The sequence below is a fragment of the Thioalkalivibrio sp. ALR17-21 genome, assembly GCF_000420185.1.
In the GTDB taxonomy this organism is placed as follows: Bacteria; Pseudomonadota; Gammaproteobacteria; order Ectothiorhodospirales; family Ectothiorhodospiraceae; genus Thioalkalivibrio; species Thioalkalivibrio halophilus.
Genome location: NZ_ATUL01000002.1, coordinates 54557 through 72783 on the forward strand (window position 1 = coordinate 54557; position 18227 = coordinate 72783).

Below are 18227 nucleotides of genomic sequence, written 5' to 3' on the forward strand. Positions count from 1 at the left end.
ATCACCGATCCGGCCCGATCACGCAAGGGCCATCCCGAACCCCCTGGAGTCAGTATGTGCGGAGTTGTCGGAATCGTTGGCCGTTCCCCGGTCAATCAGCCCATTTATGATGCCCTGCTGGTGCTGCAGCACCGTGGCCAGGATGCCGCGGGCATCGTGACCTGCGACGATGACGGGCGGCTGCATTTGCGCAAGGACAACGGGCTGGTGCGCGATGTGTTCAACAATCACCACATGCAGACGCTGACCGGCAACATGGGGATCGGCCATGTGCGTTATCCCACCGCCGGTTCCTCGTCTTCGGCCGAGGCCCAGCCCTTCTACGTGAATTCGCCGTTCGGCATCACGCTGGGGCACAACGGTAATCTGACCAATGCCGGGGAGCTCAAGCACGAGCTGTTCGCCACCGACCGCCGCCACATCAATACCGACTCCGACTCCGAGATCCTGCTCAATGTCTTCGCCCAGGAGCTGCTCCGGTTCATCGACAACGGCCTGACGCCGGACTCTGTCTTTGATGCGGTGGAACGGGTGCACCAGCGGGCGCGCGGGGCGTACGGCGTGGTGGCCATGATCGCCGGCCGCGGGATGCTGGCGTTCCGCGACCCGCAGGGGATCCGGCCGCTGGTCTACGGCTCGCGCGAAGCCGAAGACGGACAAGGCCTTGAATGGATGGCGGCCTCGGAAAGCGCGGCGCTGGAATCCCTGGGTTTTGAACTGGAGCGCGATCTGGCACCCGGCGAGGCTCTGTTCATCACCCCCGACGGCGAGGTGTACACGCGGGAATGTGCGGAAAACACGCGGCTGACGCCCTGCATCTTCGAGCACGTCTATTTCGCCCGGCCCGATTCGGTGATCGACAACGTATTCGTTCATCGCGCACGCATGCGCATGGGCACCGCGCTGGGCGAGAAGATCCGCCGCGACTGGCCCGACCACGACATTGACGTGATCGTGCCGATCCCGGACACCGGGCGCACCGTGGCCCTGGAGATGGCCCACGAGCTGGACATCAAGTATCGCGAAGGCTTCATCAAGAACCGCTACATCGGCCGGACCTTCATCATGCCGGGGCAGACCAAGCGGCAGAAGTCGGTACGGCAGAAGCTCAATGCCATCTCGCTGGAGTTCCGGGGCAAGAACGTGATGCTGGTGGACGATTCCATCGTGCGCGGGACCACCTCGCGCGAGATCGTGCTGATGGCACGCGAGGCCGGGGCGAGGAAGGTGTATTTTGCCTCCGCCGCGCCGCCGGTGCGCTATCCCAATGTCTACGGGATCGACATGCCGGCCGCGCAAGAACTCATCGCCCACGGACGCGACGAGGATGAGGTCTGCGAGGCCATTGCCGCCGATCGGCTGATCTACCAGGACCTGGATGACCTGAAGGCTGCGGTGTGGCGCGGAAACCGCTCGATCGACGAATTCGACTGCTCGGTATTTACCGGCGAATACGTGACCGAGCTGCCGGATGGCTATCTGGACCAGCTGGCCGCGGCCCGCGCCGACGGCGTGAAAAACACGCCGGTCGCGGGCGAAGTCCTCGATCTGGCCAACAAGAAGTAGGCGACGTGACCTTGCCCTCGCTCGAATGGATCGAACCGGTGGTGGCCGACGCCCGTGAACGGGCGCGGGCCTCCGCCGATCTGCCGGTGGTCGTGGTCCGCGTCGACCAGCAGCGCCTCTACGTGTGGGAGGACGGCCGGGTGACCGACATCTTCGAGGTGTCCACCGCCGAGAACGGCGTGGGTAACGAGGACGGGAGCCTCAAGACCCCGCCGGGTCTGCATCGCATCGCCGAGCGCTTCGGCGAGGGGACCCCGAAGGGCACCATCTTCCGCGCCCGGGGCAATACCGGGCAGACTGCCGAGATCCTCACCGGCCCTGATGAGCGCAGTCCGCGTGACAACATCACCTCGCGGATCCTGTGGCTGGAAGGTCTGGAAGATGGCGTGAACCGGGGCGAGGGCATCGACTCGCTGCAGCGTTACATCTACATCCACGGTACCGATGAGGAGGGCCGCATCGGACAGCCGGCCTCGCACGGGTGTGTGCGCATGCGCAATGACGAGGTGATCGAGCTGTTCCCGCGGCTTCCCGTGGGGACCCCGGTCCAGATCCTCCCCGGACTCGATTTCGTCCCGCCGCACGGCGCTCTCCGTTAGGGAAACACTGATCAGTGTTTCCCTGGTCGGGCGCGGTTGCGCTGCAGTTGGTCCCCGACTCCTCGTTCGATTCCACTCCCTCCCTGGCAAGGGTTCGATTGCCGAGGCCGCGGCGTCGAAAAACTTTACGCATTTTGTGCCTTTCTGTATTGCGTCCAGCATAGTCTCGGCCTGAAAGAGGAAAAAAGTCCCTTCTACCTCTGGAACTTTGGCGATTTTTGAATATCCTAATGAGTAGAACCGTTAGAAAAGCGTGAAATCTGTCAAAACGCTTGTTAGGATAACGGAATTATTCCTGACCATGGTTGTCGGGAACTAGGAACGGAATCTGTTGCCATAAGGACTGGGAAAAGGAACAAGGCGACATACCGACCACGATTTCGGAGGCGAAAGACATGAAACTCTCGACCAAGGGCCGCTATGCGGTGACAGCAATGATGGACCTGGCGATTCACGACCGGATCGGTCCGGTGACCCTCGCCGACATTTCCCAGTGCCAGGGGATCTCCCTGTCCTATCTGGAGCAGCTGTTCGCGAAGCTGCGCAAGGCGGGTCTGGTCGAAGGGGTCCGCGGTCCCGGCGGTGGTTACCGCCTGGCCAAGCGTGCTGACCAGATCAGCGTCGCCAACATCATCACGGCGGTGGATGAGTCGGTGGACGTGACCCGCTGCAAGGGTCACAAGGACTGCCAGGAAGGCGATCGCTGCCTGACCCACGAGCTGTGGGACGAGCTGAGCCAGCAGCTGTACGATTTTCTCGACGGCATCACCCTGGCGCAGTTCGCCAACCGTCCGGAAGTGCAGAAGGTGGCGCGGCAGCAGGACGAGCGTCGCGGCGCCCGGCACCACTTCATCTTCCGTAACGACGCCGCCTGATCACGATCCCCGGTGCGGCCCGCTCTCGCGGGTCGCGCCGGGCTCGTGGTCCGGTACCCTTTCCGCCCCGTCGGTCTTCTCCCCCCGGAAGTCCGTCGGGGCGGTCCTCATTCAGGGGCGTTCCCGCTCGGGATGGCAGGCGGGGTCCAGCAGGCCGTCCACGACATCCGCCAGATCGCCCGCCAGTCCCGCGCCGGGGTGACCGCACAGGTTCTCGTCGCCGGGCTGGTACTTGCCCGTTTGCACCAGGCAGGCGGCCATGCCCGCGTCCAGAGCCCCTTCGACGTCCGACGTGACGTCGTCTCCCACAACCAGGACCTCTTCCGGGCTCAAGTCGAGATCGGCGACGGCCGTATGGAACAGCCGGGGGTCGGGTTTGCCGAAGTTCTCGGCGGTCACGTCCGCTGCGAATTCCAGCGCCCGCACGAAGGGACCCAGATCCAGGGACAGGCCGTCCGCCTCGCGAAAATACCGGTTAACGCCCATCACCCACAGGGGGGCGCCCTGCATCAGCGTGCGGAATGCACGGTTGAGATGGGCATAGTCGAAGGCCTCTCCCATGTCGCCGAGGACGACGACATCGGGATCATCCGTGGCCATATCCTCGAACTCCGGCGCCAGATCCGGGTTGAGCAGCAGGAGCGGTCGCCGCCCTTCGGCCTGCAGGCGCGTATGGATGGCCGCGGGGGCGGTCGCCAGGTGTTCGGGCCGGATGGTAAAGCCGATGGACGAGAGTTCGCGCACGATGCGGGCGCGCGAATGGCGCGTGGTATTGGTCACGTAGCGCAGGGGATATCCGGCGGTCTGCAGTCGCCGGAGGGCTTCGGCGACCCCGGGGATCGCGCGGTCGCCCACATACAGCACGCCGGAGAGATCCAGGAGCACCGCGCGGATGCCGTTGAGGCCACTGGGTGGCTGCAGGAACATGGTCACCTCCCGGCCGTCGGGCGGCCCGTGTCAGCGCCGGATCAGCCGGCGCAGGATTTCATGCTTGCCGTTGAAGTGCTCCGTGGCCCCGGCGTCGTCGCGCCAGATCCAGTGCTCCTCCGGAAACAGTGCCTGCATGTCGGGCAGCGCGCAATGATAGGGTGGCCCGCCATCGCGTCCGGTCTGCATGAAGCAGGCGAACAGCTCGCCACCCGGGCGCAGCCAGCGCCGCAGGCGCTCGGCGTACGCCTCCCACTGCGCGGGCGGCAGGGCACACAGCGAGGTCTGTTCGTAGATGGCGTCCGCGGGCGCCTCCGGCATCCAGTCGAGCATGTCGACCTGTACGGCCGCCGCGTGTGCCTGCAGGCCCCGGTGTTCCAGCTCCGCCTGCAGGTGCTCGACCGGCGTGGGCGCCACGTCCAGGCCGGTGACCCGGAAGCCGCGTTCGGCCAGCTCCGGCACCTCGTGGCCATAGCCGCAGCCCGGCACCAGCACATGGGCGCCGGGCGCGAGATCGGTGAGCGCCAGCCAGCGCTCCAGAGAAGGGCTGGGTTCGCCCCGGTCCCAGCGGGTCGAACCCGCGTCATAACGGGCCTGCCAGTGCTGTTCGGGGGTTTCGACTTCGGGCGCGGAACTTTGCATGACGGTTCGGGATTCCACAGGATGTAGGTTTACTCCTCATGGTAGCCGGCCCGCGTTCCGGGCCGGAATCGCGACAGCATTACCACGGACATCACCACGGAGACAGCCAATGCCCCAGTCCAGTGCGCTTCCCTATCGGATCCATCGCCAGGAACTCGGTCCCATGGAGAACTTCGTCTACCTGATCGAAGATGTGGGCAGCCGTCGGGCCGCCGTGGTCGACCCTGCCTGGGACCCCGACGCGATCCTGCGCCAGGCGCGGGAACAGGACGTGGAGATCAGCGACATTCTGCTGACCCACAGCCACCACGACCACATCAATGGCATCGAGGCGATCCTGGAGTACAACTCCTCGGCGCGTCTGCATCTGCTCAAGCCCGAGGCGGAGTTCTGGGGCCGCGACCTGGAACAGCCGCAGCTGCACCACGGTGGCGATCGCTTCATGCTTGGCGACACCGAGATCCGCCTGCTGCACACTCCGGGGCATACCCCTGGCTCCACCTGTTTCCACATGCCGGCCGGCGACGACCTCATCACCGGGGATACCCTGTTCGTGTTCGGCTGCGGCCGTTGCGATCTGCACGGCGGCGACCCCGAGCAGATGTTCCACACCCTGAAGGGCCTGCGCGAGGGCCTGCCGGAACACACCTGCATCCATCCCGGCCACAACTATGCGGAAAAGCCCGAATCGACGCTGGCCGAGGAAGAAGAGGGCAATCCGTTCATGCACTTCGATGCGGTGGACGACTTCGTCCACTACCGCATGCACGAACATGACCGCGTTCGCAGCCAGCCGTATCACCCCGTGCCGCGCAAGCGCTGAAAGGATTCGTCCGGGGGGCTTGCATCACTCCGTCCGGATCCCCATAATTCGCGTTTCAGTCGACGCGCCCGTAGCTCAGCTGGATAGAGTACCTGGCTACGAACCAGGCGGTCGGAGGTTCGAATCCTCCCGGGCGCGCCATTATTTCGAGAAAGGGATCAGTGACCCGGGGTCGCTGGTCCCTTTTTCATTTGGGGCCTCGAAAGCCTCTGTGACCACTGTGTGACTACCCAGTGACGGGCCGGGATTGGTGCTGTCTTCCAGCCCGGGGAAAGGACCGCCTGTCTTTGTGACCGAACACGGCGGCGCGGGAGACGCAGCTCTTCTCGGAATCACACGTCAAGGCAAGGGCTCGGCCGGTGACGGAATATATGGTGGGCGGAACCCGCCGCCCGTTTCTGCATGCACAGCTGCGGATCCAGCCGGGCCGTTCACCGGAGCAACGCCGGCTTCAGCCCAGCCCGGCAGGCAGCCTGCTTGAGTCAAACGCATCGGCACCGTCGAACATGTCGTCGGTATTGGCCTCCTCGGGGAAGGTCCAGGCGCTCAGGTCCTGGTTGAAGGCCCCGGCATCACGGAACATCTGACGTGCATTGAGGACGCTGGAGACATCCCAGCCGCTGATGTCCTGATCAAAGGATGCGGCTTCGGCGAACATCAGCCAGGTGTTGGTCACGCTGGAGACAGCCCAGTCACCGATGTCGCGGTTGAAGGATTCCGCCTTCCAGAACATGCGCCCCATGACCTCGACGCTCGACACGTCCCAGTCACCGATGGCCCCGTCAAAAGCCCGCGCGCCCCAGAACATGCCGTTCATGTTGGTCACCGCGGAGACGTCCCAGTCGTTCAGATCCTGGTTGAAGGCGATGGCGTCCTTGAACATCGAGCGCATGTCAGTCACGCCGGACACATCCCAGTCGCCCAGGTCCTGGTTGAAGGACTCAGTGCCGGAAAAAACCTGATTCATGCTGGAAACCCCGGATACGTCCCAGCCGCCGATGTCCTGGTTGAAGTCGCGGGCGCCGGCGAACATGCTTTCCATTCTTTCCACGCCGGACAGATTCCAGTCGCCGATGTCCTGGTTGAAGGAGTCCGCGCCGCCGAACAGGCTCCTGACATCGCCAACACCGGAGAGGTCCCAGTCACTGATATCCTGATTGAAGCTCTCGGCCCGGCTGAACATGCCGCGAAGGGTGGTCGCCGCGGACAGCTCCCAGTCGCCGATATCCTGGTTGAAGGACTCAGCCTCTCCGAACATGTAGCTCAGGTCCTCGACGCCGGAGACATCCCAGCCGCCGATGTCCTGGTTGAAAGAGCTGGCTCCGTCGAACATGCCGCTCATGTCGGTCACGCTGGAGACGTCCCACCCACCGATGTCCTGGTTGAATGCGGTGGCCTGCCCGAACTGCCTGTTGAACATGCGGCTCATGCTGGTGACGCTGGAAACGTCCCAGTCACCAATGGCCTGGTTGAAAGAGTTGGCTCCGTCGAACATGCCACTCATGTCGGTCACGCTGGAGACATCCCACTTGCCGATGTCCTGATTGAACGAAGTGGCCTGTTCGAACAGGTGGCTCATGTCCTCGATGCCGGCGACGTCCCAATGGCCGATGTCGCCATCGAAGGAATGGCCCAGCGCAAACATACGGCTCAGGGAGCTCACGTCGGACAGATCGGGCGCATCGGTGGCATCGAGCGTCAGATTGACCGCGCCGGCGAAGGCGCCTTCCATGCTGGTCCACTCGATCGTCCCCCATTGCTCGACGGCCACCAGTCGTTGCGCGTTGTCCCCGGGGTGGATGTCGCCCCGCGCGGGCCTCTGGAAGTCCATTTGTGAGAGATCGAAATGAATGCGCGGAAACCTCCCGGTAATGGCGACCTGGTAGATACCGGGCTCGGCGTAAGCATGCGTCGGATCCGGGTCGGTGCCGGAGATCTCCTCCACGGTCCCGTCGCCCCAGTCGATGGTGAAGTGGTACTCGGTGGCCGGTGCCGTCGGGATGAAGATCTCATCGCCGGGTTCGCCGATTTCCCAGCTGGTGATGAAGGCGTCGGGGTCCTGCGCCGCGGCTGGCCGGGCAAGCGCCCCGGTCAGGAGGACGAGGGCCATGGCGATCCATGCAACATGGATCATGAAGCCGGAGCGTTGTTCGGACGGGGCGGAACGCGGGAAAGAGGTCATAAGCGGTTCGAGCTCCTGGGTCGATTTGGCGGTCCGGAATTTCGGGGTGGAGAAAACGCAAAGCGATGACGCGTGCCGGCACCGGCAGGCTGTTTCGAGCGATACTTGCACGCATGCAACGCCGTTGTGACTACATGAATGGAGGGGGTGTCAGCATGATCCGGAAGGCACTCCCCGGGACGTCCATCCCCCCGTGCCCCGGAAACGACTGCCTGGCCGAGGCCGGCAGCGGCAGGCGATTCCGCCTCCCGCGCGTGTTCATGAAGGGCCCTCGTGGCCCGGCAAAGAACCGTGGGGGAACTTCAGGCCTCCGGACGGGGACGATCTGGTAGCCATCTCTGCATCGTGCGAGGCATCCCATGATTGATCGCCGGCGCTCGCGCCGTTCCTTTCTGAAGCTCGCCGCTGCCTCTGCAGCCGGTTGGTGGGCCAGCCTTTCGCCGGCGGGTTTTGCCGCCGAGCGCGAGCCCCATCGCAAGCCGATTCCGTCTTCTGGCGAGCGCATCCCGGTGATCGGGATGGGGACGTGGATTACCTTTAATGTCCCGGACGCGCCGGGTCCGATGGCGGTACGTCGCGAGATCCTGGGACGTTTTTTTGCCCGGGGCGGGGGCATGATCGACTCGTCGCCCATGTATGGCCGAGCGGAGGCAGTGGTGGGGGACTGCCTGCGTGCGCTGGATCGTCCCGAGGCCCTGTTCTCGGCGACCAAGATCTGGACCCGCAGTGCCGCCACCGGTCGCGAGCAGCATGCGGATTCCCTGGATCTGTGGGGCGCGGGCCGCCTGGACCTGCAGCAGGTGCACAACCTGCAGAACTGGCAGGCGCATCTGGAGACCCTGCGTGAGCGACGCGAGGCCGGGGAGGTTCGCTACATCGGGATCACCACGTCGCACGGGCGGCGGCATGACGAGATGGAGCGCATCATGCGCTCGGAAGACCTCGATTTCGTCCAGCTTACCTACAATATCCTCGACCGCGAGGCGGAGCAGCGCCTGCTGCCACTGGCAACCGAGCGCGGTATTGCCGTGATCGCCAACCGCCCGTTCCGGCAAAAGGCCCTGATCGAGCGGTTCGAAGACCACCCGCTGCCGGACTGGGCGGCCGAGATCGAATGCGAGAACTGGCCCCAGTTCCTTCTCAAGTTCATCGTGTCCCATCCGGACGTGACCTGCGCGATCCCGGCGACCTCGGTCGTGGCCCACATGGGGGAGAACATGGGCGCGCTGTACGGACCCATGCCCGATGCAGCAATGCGCGAACGCATGGTTGCCTGGGTCGGCGACCTGTAGGCGGCCAGAGGGCTGGCCTCCTGCAGAACCGGTTCTGAACCCACGGACATGGGAGTTGGTCAATGCTGCCGTTTGACGGACCCACCTGGCTGGCGATCCTCGAGCAATACAACCAGGCGATCTGGCCCCTGCACGGGGTGGCTGCGCTGTGCGTCCTGGCTGCGATCGCCCTGGCGTTCTCCGGGGCGCGTTTCGCCGGGCATGCGATTGGCGTGCTGCTGGGCGTGTTGTGGATCTGGATCGGGCTGATCTTCTTCGGTGGTTCGGTGGCGCCGTTTCACTTTGCCGCCGAGGAGCTGGCGGGCGTGTTCGTGGCGCAGGGTCTGATGATGGTGCTGGCCCTGACCGTGATGGGGCGGGGGGGCATCTTCGGCTGGCCCGGTGGCCGGACGGGTGTACTGGCAGTCGTGCTGCTGGTCCACGCTGTGGCCGCGCACCCACTACTCGGGCATCTGCTGACGGATACGCCCTGGTCGCAGCTGTCGTATGTCGGGGTGGCACCGGCTCCCACCATGCTGCTGACCCTGGCACTGTTGCTGCTGGCGCTTCCGCGGCCGCCGCTCATCGTGGCCATCATCCCGTTTCTGTGGGCGCTGGTCACGGGCTACATGGCCGCGGGCCTGGGGCTGGCCCTGGAGTACATCCCCGCGACGCTGGGTGTGGCGGCCTTTGCGGTCATGGTGGTGCGTCGTTTTCAGCGCAGCGAACCGTGGCTGGACGGTTGATCGTCGGATGCGGGGGCGTTGCCACGATGGCGGGTTGCGACATGCGGCGGGCAGGTCCCCGACCCAACCCGTCTCCCCGGTATTCAGGGGCTCCTCTTCGGTAATTGGCATGTGATGGTGGCACTCTCGAGCCGGGTGCTCGTACCCCTCTCATAACACCGCCACGAAAATCGGACCGTCTCACGGCACCCTCGGGGAAAATCGGGACTACACTCAGAGAGACACCCCGGGAACGCCGAGAGGAAAACGAAATGCCCTGGCTCATTGGAACCAGGCGTGGCCTCGCCGCCATCTCCGCCGTGTGTTCTGCAAGGAACGGGATCGCCCTGTCCGCGGTGTGGCTCGTCCTCGCCGGCCTGTTGCTGCAGCCGCTCCAGGCCGAAACCCTGCCCGAAACGGTCGAGCGTGTTGAGGGCTCCGTGCTGGGCATCGCCACCTTCCAGCCGACCCGCAGTCCGCGGATCGAATATCTGGCCACGGGTTTCGTCGTGGACGACGGCCGGCTGGTCGTGACCAATCGGCATGCGGTCCCGGAATCCCTGAATGATGACCAGCGCGAGCGGCTGGTCGTGGTCAGTGGTCAGGGCCGCGATACCGTGATCCGCAATGCCCGGGTGGTGGCACAGTCGCGCGAGCACGACCTGGCCTTGCTGCACATCGCTTCGCCGTCATTGCCGGCGCTGGAGCTGGGTTCTTCCGATTCCGTACGGGTCGGCGAGGAGGTTGCCTTCACCGGTTACCCTATCGGCATGATTCTGGGGCTGTATCCGGCCACTCACCGGGCCACGATCGCCGCGTGGACCCCGATGGTCATCCCGGCTCGCAGCTCCGGTGAACTGGATGCGAGGCGCATCCGCGCCTTGCGCGATGATCCCCCCATGGTGTTTCAACTGGATGGAACCGCCTACCCCGGGAACAGCGGCAGCCCGCTGTATCGCAAGCACGATGGCAAGGTGATCGGCGTAATCAATCAGACCTTCGTGCAGGGCGGCCGGGAGGCGGCGGTCGAGCGGCCGAGCGGGATCACCTACGCGATTCCGGCGGAACAGATTCGCCCCCTGATCCGCGAGTATCACTCCAGCGGGCAGTGATCCCGGTCACCCGTGCCGCTCCGGTTCGGGGCGGACATCCCCGTCGTCTTCCTTTTCGGCCAGGAACGCCTTGTAGAAGAGATGACGGGCCAGCAGGCCCGGCGGCATCTTGAGCCAGTGTCCCCGCAGGAACAGCAGTCCGCGCGCGGTGGCATCCCGCCAGGGGGTTACCGAGGCCGCGCGGGTGCGGATCCCGTGCCGAAACGCCCAGCGCGCCCAGGGGGATATGGGGCGGCCGGTGCGGGCCTGTTCAAGCCCCTGTATGACCGCGTTCGGTACCGGTGTCAGCAGCACCCGCCGGCTGAGCCACAGGGCCCGTTGCGCCAGCCACGCCAGTTCCAGCGCCTGTGCCTCCGCGACGAATGCCTGCCAGAAGGCCTCGCCCTCGCGTTCGGCGAAATGGCCGGCCAGCATGTGGATGTCGTAGAGATCGCGCAGTCCGCGGTCCCAGTCGGTCTCGGAGAACAGGTGCACGATGGCATGCAGCACCATGTGGGCGGGGGCCAGCATGCGAAAGCGCCAGGGCCCGGGCAGGGCGACGCTGTGCTCGCGCAGGCGCTCGGGGTCGGTGCGCACGCGGAAGGTCTCCGGCAGGATGTTGTGATGCAGATCCAGGGTGGTGCCCCGCTGGCGGTGGGTCAGGGGAGGCAGCTCGTGCATCCACTCGCGGTAGTACCGCTGGTCGTACGCGTTGTGATGGGCCCCCGTCCATCCTTCGAAGAACAGCAACGCCTCCGCGCGCTCGACTTGCGCGCGGGGGAAGAGCAGGTCGATGTCGTTGGCCATGCGACCCGGCGCGTTCGGGAGTCCGGCCAGCGCATACGCCGCGCCCTTGAGCAGGATCGGGGGCTGCATGCGGGTGAGCAGCCCGCGATCCAGGCCTTCCAGCTCCCAGTGCAGGGCCTCCGCGCGGCGCTGTGCGACCATGGCTGCGCCCTCCAGATGGGCGGCGACCGGTTCGCACAGCCGATCCAGGACACCGGCCGCGCGGGCGCTGTGCCAGAGCGTGCCCTGCAGCGACGTCTCGCGCGCGGCGCCCAGCATGGCTGCCCACTCTGCATCGTTGCGTTCCGCCATGCTTTCCGGGCGGGCGAGGGCGAGACCAAGGGCGCTATTGCCGTCCATCCGCCAGCGCCTCGAAGGTGGCCATCGCCTCGTCGAGGCGGCTGTAGGTGAAGTCGAACGCCCGCGCCCGGTCGACCAGATCCCCGATGGCATGAAAGGCCCGTCCGCCCAGTGCCGCATAATTGAATGCATTCGCCACCAGACCCATGAACGCCTCGCCCGGGGCGCGATCAATCAGCCGGGTATCGGCACCGGGGCGGAAACGGGGGAACACGACCCAGGCGGGCGGGGCGCGCTGCCTGGCCCGTTCGACCGCATCCCGGGGCGGGCGCATGTGCGCGACCGTTCCCTTGAGGGTGTCGTGCACCGGGGTATTCACGTTCGCTTCGGGACAGAAGTCGCGGATCACGTTGATCGAGGCATTCTTGAGGCTGATCGGACGCGCCGGCCCGGAAATCTCCGCCGTATCCAGTGCCACCAGCACGGATTCGTCGGTCATCAGGCGCCAGCCATGGCTGGCCAGGGCCGCGCACAGTGTGCTCTTGCCGGAGCCGGGCGGCGCCGGAAGGATCAGCGCCCGGCCATTGCGTTCCAGTGCCGCGGCGTGCAGCACCAGGCGGTTCTGGACGTGGCTGGCGATGCACCAGTTCATGCCCCATTCGAGCATGGGGTAGGCCTGGTGCCGGGGCAGCGGCTTGAACACCACGCGCTGATCCGAGAGGAACACCACCTGCGGGCGATAGAACCGGCGCAAGGACCGGGGCGGGCGCAATTCGCAGTCAAAGTCGTAAAAGCTGCCGGCGTTGTGTACCTCGCAATCGGGATACAGCGAATTTATCCCCTCCGCAACGCTCGGGATGCGGCTGCGAATCCGGGTCACGAAGGGGCCCGTGGCGAGCAGGAGCCCGTCTGCGGAAAGCCGTCGGCGCAGGCCGGCATGGCCAAGCTCGCTGACTCGCACTAGGCGTCGTCCCGCACCAGGCCGCTGTCGCGAAGCCCGGCCAGCCAGCCGGTCATTGCGCCGGCAGGCGTGTCGCTTTCCGGGCCCAGACGGGCTGCGAGTGCCGGCAGGTCGAGGCCCGGCTCGCGTTGCAGGCATGCGAGAACACGTCCGGCCCCGGCGTCCACGAGATGCGTCGTGCCGTGTCCGGAATGGAAGGCGACCCACTGGTCGCCGCAGCGCCGCAGGTGCAGTTCCTGGACCAGTCGCCAGCGCGGAGAGTCCAATCCAGCAGGGGGGCGCTGATCGGTGTGCACGTCCGCGCTTGCGTCGCCCTTTTTCAAGGGCCCCAGGTTGGCACGTTCATGGTGTTTTCGAGGAACGCCTTGACCTGTTCCGGCTCCAGGCGATCCCCGCTGTCGGCGACGTAATAGCCGTCATTCAGTGTGTCGGTCACGATATCCCGCACCTGTTGCTCCGACAGCGGATATCCGGAGATGTAGCGTGCATTCAGCAGGGCTGCCATGCCGAAGCGGATGATCTGGCGCTCGTGCGGGAGGCCGACGAGCCCGAGTACTTCCACTGAAGCGGCAACGGCCCCCAGAGCCGTGAGAGGTATCTCGCCGTGGGACGAGCCATCCGGCACATCCGGGTTGGCCGAGTGGCCCGGTTCGCTGTCGCCGCCGGTGTCTTCAACGGCATATTCCCGGTAGTTGTTGCCAATCCCCGGAAAGCCGTATTCGGAAACGAACGCTTCTCCCTCTTCCACCGCCTGGTGCCAGCCCGGATGGTTCTGGAAAGATGCACCGCTCGGGTTCAGGTCGCCGGCGTTGGCCGAACCGCTCCAGTACCCGGGCGTCCGTCCGCCGCACTCCTCGGGCTCATCGTGTTTTGATGTGTTGCCGGAAACCCAGCCCGAAGCCATGCAGTTCGCCCCAGCCGCCTTGAGTGGCGCGGAGTGGAGGGTCATCAGAACCGGCGCGGTTCCCAGCGCGGCCTTGCCCAGCCGCCGTCGTGTACGCCCGCGCGTTCCCAGCTGCTCGGTTTCATGTTCGGGGCCCGGGGGGCGGTTTGGTCTTGTGTTCATCATTTTCCTCCGGGGCTGGCGTCCGGCGTCGCGGTATCGAGGACGCCTTGTACCACGCGGTCTCGCGGCCAATTTTCCAGCAAGGTCTTTCCTTTTATCCTGGCGCGCGGCTGGCCAGCCTCTAATGACAAATATCGGTTATTACTCTTGAGCAAGTCAATGCGCGGAAGGCAAAAGGTTCTGAAAGAAAACAAAGCAAAATCGGGACCATCGATGCGGAATTGCTTAAGTGCAGGTTCTCAGGGGGTTATTTCGGCGCGCCAGGATGTTGTGTCAGCCCCGGTTCGCAAAAGTGTAAAAGAATATGACAACACGACGGGGCCGCAAGCATGCGCAAGGACCGTTTCGTCCATCGTGTTGCAACAGGAGCATCTTTTTCAACAGGGGGATGTTGCCTTTGGTAAATCCGCCCGGCATCCGTCAGGAGAAAGGCCGGGAAACCGGCCTTACACACGGCGCGCGCGAAGGATGAACGAGTGGCTCAGGCCGGCGGCCAGCGGGGGCAGGGCCTGCAGCAGGCCGCGCATGGGCCGGCTTTCCAGCACCTTCTGCATGCCCGCCAGGCGCCCGGGTGCCAGCGGCAGCCAGTACAGCGCCAGTACTTCCAGCCCCGCTTCGCGCGCGGCCTGCTCCAGGTCTGTGTGGCTGTCATAGCGCAGATGCGGGGCCCGGCCCGCGCGCCTGCGGCGGTGCTCGCTTACCCGGGTCGGCAGGCAACCTGCATTCAGCGCATCCACCCAAAGTTCGCCGCCCGGTCGCAGTACGCGTGCCATGTCGTTCAATGCGGGTCCCGGCGCCGCGAGCGCCTGCATCACGCCAAAGCACAGGATGCCGTCGGCGCTTCCTTCCGGCAGGGGCAGGTGGTGCACGTCCGCCGCCAGCCACGGGATCTCCGCAGGACTTCGATCCCGTGCCTTCTGCACCGACGGTGCCGAGTAATCGAGCCCGATCGGGCGTCGGCCCTCGGCACGCAGCATGCGCGTGTAAGTACCGGCACCGCAGCCGATGTCCAGCCAGATCTCGCCCACCGGCTGCGCCCGGTGCCACAGTTGCTCGAACTGGCGCACGCGGCTTGCCAGGCCCGTGGAGGTCCAGCCTGCAATGGCCGCATCGTCGTCGTACTGGCTGCCTCGTTCGGTAAAGCGCCGGCGCCAGCGTTTTTCGAAATCCCCATCCTGCATGTGGCCTCCGTAAAGGCGCTGTCATCGAGTCGCGCGTTGGCGCCGCGATGGTGTCAATGTTGTCCCTGATGCCCGGATTCGCTTGCCTGCTCTCCGGGTCCCCCACTAGTCTTCAGATGAAACGTCAGTTCATGGATGCGTGCGCACTTCCGCTTCCCCGCTTTCCACAGCCGTCCGGGGCACCTTGACCAATATCCTGCACCGCTTTCTTGACCGCCGCCGCGAGCTGGGCCTGACCAATGCGCTGCTGCTGGCGCTGAACGGTGGCCTGCGCCGGCTGAACCAGCGCCTGGGAGTCGCCCGCTATTACCTCATCGCCCAGCCCGTCGGCCAGCCGGGGCGCTTCGGCAACCAGCGGGCCCGGTTCGACGTGCGCGAGATCACCCGGGACGCCGAGGCCCTGCAGGCACTCCCGCGTTCTGCGGAACAGATCCGTTACCGCCAGACCGCCGGCGGTATCTGCCTTGGGGTATTCCCGCGGGAGGGCGGGGCCATGCGGGGGTTTATCTGGCTGCTGTTCGGGCCTTATCAGGAAGACGAGCATCGCTGTGTGTTGCAGCCGCCACCCGCTCCTCCCTGCGCCCTGGACGTGGATGTGTATGTCTTTCCGGAGGCCCGGGGCGGCCTGGTGTTCGCCGAACTCTGGCGGGCGGCCGACCGCGCCCTGCAGGAACGCGGGATCGAATGGAGCCTGAGCCGTATCTCCGCTTTCAACGGCAGCTCCCTGCGGGCCCATCAGCGGCTGGGCGCCCGGCGCATCGGCAGCCTCTACTTTCTGCAACTGGGTCATGCCGAACTCCTGTTCACCGGCCGGCGCCCTTTCCTCGCCCTGAGTCGACCCCGCGGGCCCGCACCGGCGATCACCCTGCATCCCCCTGACCGTTCTTCCTGACCGGTTTTTCGCCGTGTCGACCGGGCGCCGCGTGACCCGCATCCGGATCCGTGCCGGCCCTGGCCCACGCGTGCAAGGCGCGCTCCAGACGGAATCGCAGGCGTGGCCGTTGTAACCGGATCTGAAGCATCTCGGTCACGCCATTGGCGAGGCTGCGCTTGTACTGGCTGTCACCCATCAGGAAATCATAGCGCCCGCAGCCATCCGTGGCCGCGCGGCTGATCGCGAGGGCATGGCCGACCAGTCCCGGCTTCAGCTTCGGGTCTTCGCTGTAGCGAAAGCCGCTCTGATAATTGCAGACGTAATCGCCCGCGTGCAGGTTGTAGAGATACCCGAGTGGCTCTTCCGGCCCCGAAATCCGCAGTACCCGGGCGGCGCCGGAGACGGTCTCGTGGACCACCAGGTGCTCGTGGAAGCGCTGCATGAAATCGCCGGCGAACGCACCGGTTCGGCCGCGCGCATTCCAGTTCGCCTGGTGCCAGCTCACCAGCGCCCGAAACCAGGTGGCCGCCTGTTCGGGGTCCTTCGCCTGTTCCAGCCGGATGCTGCCCTCATTCCCGTATCCCCGGATCGCTCGCCGGATCTGATAGCGCGTATTGCGGCTCAGGCCGGCCAGGTAATCGTCCAGCCCCCGTATGCCGTCCAGAGCAACGTAGTAGCAGGGTTTGCGGTCGATCACGTTGACGTGCAGGGGCAGGTCGGCGAGGGCGGGGGCCAGCGCCTGCCAGCGCTCCGCGGAAAGCCACCCGAGTGACAGTTCATCCCAGCCTGCATCGTTCTCCAGCAATTCCGTCAGCAGGGCATGCAGGGCCATTGGTTCGGTCTCCTCGGAGCCGGCCAGTCCGTTGTGCTCAAGCGTCAGGCGATCCAGCTCGGGGTCACCCGTCTGATTCAGGAACAGGGTCCGGCTGGGGATGACCCGTGCGCGGCGCACGCGCCGCCGGCCGATGCAACCAAACGCCCGCATGCCCGCGCCGGCTTCGATCCGGTAACAGGCAAGCCCCGCCCGTTCACCCGCCACCGACACCAGTGCGTCGAACCAGGCATGCGAGAGGAATGGCGTGCGGGGCGCGTACGCCTCGAGCTCGCGCCAGGCGTCCTGCGCGGCGGCAATGGAGAGAGGCGACAGGTTCCAGTCTTGCATCAGTCTTCCGCCTGAGGGGCAAGGGAAAGCCCCGAATGGGTCTTGTAATCGAATCATTCCCAGTCTCGCACAAGACACGCGGAGGGCGGGCTTTACGGGCTTCCTTAACGAAAAAAGGGAGCCCGGAGGCTCCCGTTGAGAAGTGGATCGACTGAGTGCGGAACTTCAGTCTTCGCGCCGGCGACGGCCGGCGACCGCCCCCAGGGCCAGCAGGCCGGTGCCGAACAATGCCAGCATGGCCGGGTTGGGTACTTCTACCGCCTCGATGCCGAAGCCGAACTGCAGGGTGGTGAACTCGCCTTCCGGCGTGGTCAGACCATAACAGCCCGCGGGCTCGCCCGCGGCGGCACAGGTATCATCATCCAGGAACCCCAGGCCTTCCTCGACCACGGTGGTCTTGTACGTGACACCCTCCAGCGTGAACGTGTCATCGAGGGCTTCGAACTGGACGGTGAAGATGTCGTCGCACACAGTCGCCGACTCGAAGCCACAAGGCTCGGTATTGGGTGTTTCCTCGAAGGTCGTTTTGAACGCCAGCGTGAGCGGAGTCAGGGGCTCTCCTCCGGTCACCGGCGGTACGCTCGGTGTCAGGATCAGGTTGGTCATCAGTGTTGCGGTGTCCAGCGTCGCGAACTCACTGGCGATCGCACTGTTGAAATGCGTGACACCAACCGTGTCCACTTCATCCCCGGTGTCGACCGATCCCGACGAGGGCGAATCGATGATTTGCAGCCCGCTCCGCTGGTCATTGATTTCCGGGTCAATGTCTCCTTCGCTACTGCCCCAGCTCAGCCGTTCGGAAGTGACTTCCTGGGTTCCGGTTCCGGGGTCGAAGGTCGGGGCTTCCGCTCCCTCGGTGAGCCACTCCAGATCAACATCAAAATCCCAGGTTTCCACAAACTCTGCGCTGGCGTGCGAGGACGCAAGGCCCACCGCTGCCAACACCGCCAGACTCAGTGCCGTCGTTTTCGTCTTCATGTCCTGTTCCTCGTGTAGGTAGAACGTGTGCGAGCCCGAGGTCTCCCGGACTCTGCCCTGATGCCTAGCAAAGCGCAGGCCATATATGTATCTAGCGGTTTTTGAAGAATAAATGGTTTGCGTTCTGGTTCGGGTTCGGCGGGCACGTAAAGGCTTCGGACATTGGGACATCCGGACTCCGGTTTCCCTATGTGTCGTAACGCACATACGCCGCCAAT

Annotated in this window: 18 protein-coding genes and 1 tRNA gene; 9 read left to right on the plus strand and 10 right to left on the minus strand. The window is 65.2% G+C overall.

Annotation, left to right across the window (positions count from 1 at the left end; translation table 11 throughout):
• The first annotated feature begins 54 nt into the window (after positions 1–54).
• The 3 genes from purF to iscR all read left to right on the plus strand — a co-directional run bounded on the left by purF (position 55) and on the right by iscR (position 3040).
• Positions 55–1566: an amidophosphoribosyltransferase gene (gene purF, locus G020_RS0101350; RefSeq protein ID WP_024328350.1), complete on the plus strand. Its 1512-nt coding sequence runs from the start codon at positions 55–57 to the stop codon at positions 1564–1566.
• A 5-nt stretch (positions 1567–1571) separates the two neighbouring features.
• Positions 1572–2165, plus strand: a complete 594-nt coding sequence (locus tag G020_RS0101355) for a L,D-transpeptidase (protein WP_024328351.1) — start codon at positions 1572–1574, stop codon at positions 2163–2165.
• A gap of 395 nt (positions 2166–2560) precedes the next feature.
• Positions 2561–3040 (plus strand): Fe-S cluster assembly transcriptional regulator IscR, encoded by a 480-nt coding sequence (gene iscR, locus G020_RS0101360; protein ID WP_018936055.1) that lies wholly within the window; start codon positions 2561–2563, stop codon positions 3038–3040.
• Positions 3041–3151: 111 nt separating this feature from the next.
• On the opposite strand, the gene G020_RS0101370 is transcribed toward iscR, so the two are convergent.
• Together G020_RS0101370 and G020_RS0101375 are read right to left on the minus strand one after the other, a co-directional pair.
• The gene (locus G020_RS0101370) at positions 3152–3967 is read right to left on the minus strand and encodes a TIGR01458 family HAD-type hydrolase (RefSeq protein WP_024328352.1); all 816 of its coding nucleotides are present in this window, start codon (positions 3965–3967) and stop codon (positions 3152–3154) included.
• Positions 3968–3997: 30 nt separating this feature from the next.
• Positions 3998–4609, minus strand: a complete 612-nt coding sequence (locus G020_RS0101375) for a methyltransferase domain-containing protein (protein ID WP_024328353.1) — start codon at positions 4607–4609, stop codon at positions 3998–4000.
• Between the two features lie 109 nt (positions 4610–4718).
• On the opposite strand from G020_RS0101375, the gene G020_RS0101380 reads away from it, so the two are divergent.
• Positions 4719–5432, plus strand: coding sequence for an MBL fold metallo-hydrolase (locus G020_RS0101380; RefSeq protein WP_024328354.1), 714 nt, complete (start codon positions 4719–4721; stop codon positions 5430–5432).
• A 64-nt stretch (positions 5433–5496) separates the two neighbouring features.
• Positions 5497–5573, plus strand: a tRNA-Arg gene (locus G020_RS0101385).
• A 310-nt stretch (positions 5574–5883) separates the two neighbouring features.
• Here G020_RS0101385 and G020_RS14750 read toward each other — a convergent pair.
• Complete coding sequence (locus G020_RS14750; RefSeq protein WP_156002644.1) at positions 5884–7542, minus strand: BspA family leucine-rich repeat surface protein; 1659 nt, start codon at positions 7540–7542, stop codon at positions 5884–5886.
• Between the two features lie 431 nt (positions 7543–7973).
• Here G020_RS14750 and G020_RS0101395 point away from each other — a divergent pair, with 431 nt between their 5' ends.
• The 3 genes from G020_RS0101395 (at position 7974) to G020_RS0101405 (ending at position 10722) form a co-directional block, all read left to right on the plus strand.
• Positions 7974–8906, plus strand: a complete 933-nt coding sequence (locus G020_RS0101395) for an aldo/keto reductase (RefSeq protein WP_024328356.1) — start codon at positions 7974–7976, stop codon at positions 8904–8906.
• Between the two features lie 62 nt (positions 8907–8968).
• Complete coding sequence (locus G020_RS0101400) at positions 8969–9631, plus strand: DUF6064 family protein (RefSeq protein ID WP_024328357.1); 663 nt, start codon at positions 8969–8971, stop codon at positions 9629–9631.
• A gap of 251 nt (positions 9632–9882) precedes the next feature.
• Positions 9883–10722, plus strand: a complete 840-nt coding sequence (locus G020_RS0101405) for a S1C family serine protease (RefSeq protein WP_077243443.1) — start codon at positions 9883–9885, stop codon at positions 10720–10722.
• 6 nt (positions 10723–10728) lie between these two features.
• On the opposite strand, the gene G020_RS0101410 is transcribed toward G020_RS0101405, so the two are convergent.
• From G020_RS0101410 to G020_RS0101430, 5 genes are all read right to left on the minus strand, one after another.
• Positions 10729–11847, minus strand: coding sequence for a nucleotidyltransferase family protein (locus G020_RS0101410; protein WP_024328358.1), 1119 nt, complete (start codon positions 11845–11847; stop codon positions 10729–10731).
• Positions 11834–12748 carry an HprK-related kinase A gene (locus tag G020_RS0101415; protein ID WP_024328359.1) on the minus strand — a complete coding sequence of 305 codons (915 nt, stop codon included), beginning with the start codon at positions 12746–12748 and terminating at the stop codon, positions 11834–11836. The genes G020_RS0101410 and G020_RS0101415 overlap by 14 nt, the downstream gene beginning before the upstream one ends.
• Positions 12748–13014: an HPr-rel-A system PqqD family peptide chaperone gene (locus G020_RS0101420; RefSeq protein WP_024328360.1), complete on the minus strand. Its 267-nt coding sequence runs from the start codon at positions 13012–13014 to the stop codon at positions 12748–12750. Before G020_RS0101420 ends, G020_RS0101415 begins: the two co-directional genes overlap by 1 nt.
• Before the next feature lie 53 nt (positions 13015–13067).
• The gene (locus G020_RS0101425) at positions 13068–13814 is read right to left on the minus strand and encodes a hypothetical protein (protein ID WP_024328361.1); all 747 of its coding nucleotides are present in this window, start codon (positions 13812–13814) and stop codon (positions 13068–13070) included.
• Positions 13815–14260: 446 nt separating this feature from the next.
• Positions 14261–14995, minus strand: coding sequence for a class I SAM-dependent methyltransferase (locus tag G020_RS0101430; protein WP_024328362.1), 735 nt, complete (start codon positions 14993–14995; stop codon positions 14261–14263).
• A 184-nt stretch (positions 14996–15179) separates the two neighbouring features.
• Between G020_RS0101430 and G020_RS0101435 the strand changes: the two genes are divergently transcribed.
• Positions 15180–15887: a hypothetical protein gene (locus G020_RS0101435; protein ID WP_024328363.1), complete on the plus strand. Its 708-nt coding sequence runs from the start codon at positions 15180–15182 to the stop codon at positions 15885–15887.
• Here the strand turns inward: G020_RS0101435 and G020_RS0101440 are convergent.
• Together G020_RS0101440 and G020_RS0101445 are read right to left on the minus strand one after the other, a co-directional pair.
• Complete coding sequence (locus G020_RS0101440; protein ID WP_024328364.1) at positions 15856–17031, minus strand: GNAT family N-acetyltransferase; 1176 nt, start codon at positions 17029–17031, stop codon at positions 15856–15858. The two genes, G020_RS0101435 and G020_RS0101440, sit on opposite strands and share 32 nt — an antisense overlap.
• Before the next feature lie 165 nt (positions 17032–17196).
• Positions 17197–18009, minus strand: a complete 813-nt coding sequence (locus G020_RS0101445; RefSeq protein ID WP_024328365.1) for a THxN family PEP-CTERM protein — start codon at positions 18007–18009, stop codon at positions 17197–17199.
• Positions 18010–18227: the final 218 nt, after the last annotated feature.

Coding starts and splice junctions, on each gene's coding strand:
- G020_RS0101380 (WP_024328354.1), top strand. CDS start 4,719: ATGCCCCAGTCCAGTGCGCTTCCCTATCGGATCCATCGCCAGGAACTC.
- G020_RS0101410 (WP_024328358.1), bottom strand. CDS start 11,847: ATGGACGGCAATAGCGCCCTTGGTCTCGCCCTCGCCCGCCCGGAAAGC.
- G020_RS0101430 (WP_024328362.1), bottom strand. CDS start 14,995: ATGCAGGATGGGGATTTCGAAAAACGCTGGCGCCGGCGCTTTACCGAA.
- G020_RS0101375 (WP_024328353.1), bottom strand. CDS start 4,609: ATGCAAAGTTCCGCGCCCGAAGTCGAAACCCCCGAACAGCACTGGCAG.
- G020_RS0101395 (WP_024328356.1), top strand. CDS start 7,974: ATGATTGATCGCCGGCGCTCGCGCCGTTCCTTTCTGAAGCTCGCCGCT.
- G020_RS0101370 (WP_024328352.1), bottom strand. CDS start 3,967: ATGTTCCTGCAGCCACCCAGTGGCCTCAACGGCATCCGCGCGGTGCTC.
- G020_RS0101400 (WP_024328357.1), top strand. CDS start 8,969: ATGCTGCCGTTTGACGGACCCACCTGGCTGGCGATCCTCGAGCAATAC.
- G020_RS0101445 (WP_024328365.1), bottom strand. CDS start 18,009: ATGAAGACGAAAACGACGGCACTGAGTCTGGCGGTGTTGGCAGCGGTG.
- G020_RS0101440 (WP_024328364.1), bottom strand. CDS start 17,031: ATGCAAGACTGGAACCTGTCGCCTCTCTCCATTGCCGCCGCGCAGGAC.
- purF (WP_024328350.1), top strand. CDS start 55: ATGTGCGGAGTTGTCGGAATCGTTGGCCGTTCCCCGGTCAATCAGCCC.
- G020_RS0101405 (WP_077243443.1), top strand. CDS start 9,883: ATGCCCTGGCTCATTGGAACCAGGCGTGGCCTCGCCGCCATCTCCGCC.
- G020_RS0101425 (WP_024328361.1), bottom strand. CDS start 13,814: ATGAACACAAGACCAAACCGCCCCCCGGGCCCCGAACATGAAACCGAG.
- iscR (WP_018936055.1), top strand. CDS start 2,561: ATGAAACTCTCGACCAAGGGCCGCTATGCGGTGACAGCAATGATGGAC.
- G020_RS14750 (WP_156002644.1), bottom strand. CDS start 7,542: ATGGCCCTCGTCCTCCTGACCGGGGCGCTTGCCCGGCCAGCCGCGGCG.